The sequence below is a fragment of the Streptococcus pluranimalium genome, assembly GCF_047785705.1.
Taxonomy (GTDB): domain Bacteria; phylum Bacillota; class Bacilli; order Lactobacillales; family Streptococcaceae; genus Streptococcus; species Streptococcus pluranimalium_A.
Genome location: NZ_JBLOJV010000095.1, coordinates 1 through 895, shown reverse-complemented (window position 1 = coordinate 895; position 895 = coordinate 1). Strand labels below are relative to the sequence as shown.

Below are 895 nucleotides of genomic sequence, written 5' to 3'. Positions count from 1 at the left end.
AAATATAAAAAGCAGTCTAATTGTTACTTCCTACAGTTGAGATTTAGCTAAGCACAAGAGGAGATGAAATTCGTCTTCTCTTTTTGCATGTTCAAAGTGATAAATATGCGTGTTTTCAAGTTTTCAGGCTCTATAATTTATGTAAATGAAAAGTACCCAAACCATCATCAGAAAGCCTCCAAGATTCCTTACCTGGAGAATGCGCTGGCTATAAAACGCTGATTTGCTTAATATCGTAGCGATTCTTAATGAACGGATGCAAATAACCATATGTAATCATTTCCGACGCTATTATAGATAGATCAAAAACGAGGTTAAAGTTATTACCATGGACATGTTTAGCCCTTACTACAAACTGACCAAACAACTATTTCCGAAGGCTAGAATAGTGCTTGATCGTTTCCACAACGTCCAACACCTTTCGCATGCCATGACCAAATCATGAACCAATTTAATCGAAAATTTCACGATTATCATCGGACACTAAAGCGCTACTGGAAGCTCATACAACAAGACAGTCGAAAATACAGCAATAAACACTTCTATCGCCCGATTTTTCGCATGAACTTGACAAACCAAGAAATCGTCGCTAAATGACTCAGCTATTCCCAAGAGCTAAGGCAGCACTGTGAGCTCTATCAACTACTACTTTTCCATTTCCAAGAGAAACAAGCTGAACAGTTCTTTGGGCTAATTGAGGGGATACTACCCAGTGCAAATTCTGTCTTTCAGACCCTATTTAAAAACCTTTTTGAAAGACAGAACCAAGATCATCAACGCTTTAGAACTCCCTTATTCAAACGCCAAACTAGAGGCTACCAACAACCTCATCAAAGTCATTAAGCGTAATGCTTTTGGTTTTCGGAACTTTGAAAACTTTAAATTAAGAATTATA

At 37.4% G+C, this 895-nt stretch carries 3 protein-coding genes; all 3 read left to right on the top strand.

Annotation, left to right across the window (positions count from 1 at the left end):
• Positions 1-301 precede the first annotated feature (301 nt).
• A complete protein-coding gene (locus ACMZ6Z_RS09475; protein ID WP_416132275.1) occupies positions 302-445 on the top strand; it encodes a transposase in 144 nt (47 codons plus the stop codon).
• Complete coding sequence (locus tag ACMZ6Z_RS09470; RefSeq protein ID WP_416132274.1) at positions 442-597, top strand: hypothetical protein; 156 nt, start codon at positions 442-444, stop codon at positions 595-597. The genes ACMZ6Z_RS09475 and ACMZ6Z_RS09470 overlap by 4 nt, the downstream gene beginning before the upstream one ends.
• A gap of 115 nt (positions 598-712) precedes the next feature.
• Positions 713-895, top strand: a 183-nt coding sequence (locus ACMZ6Z_RS09465; protein ID WP_416132273.1) for a transposase, incomplete at its 3' end; no start/stop codon positions are given.

Coding starts and splice junctions, on each gene's coding strand:
- ACMZ6Z_RS09470 (WP_416132274.1), top strand. CDS start 442: ATGAACCAATTTAATCGAAAATTTCACGATTATCATCGGACACTAAAG.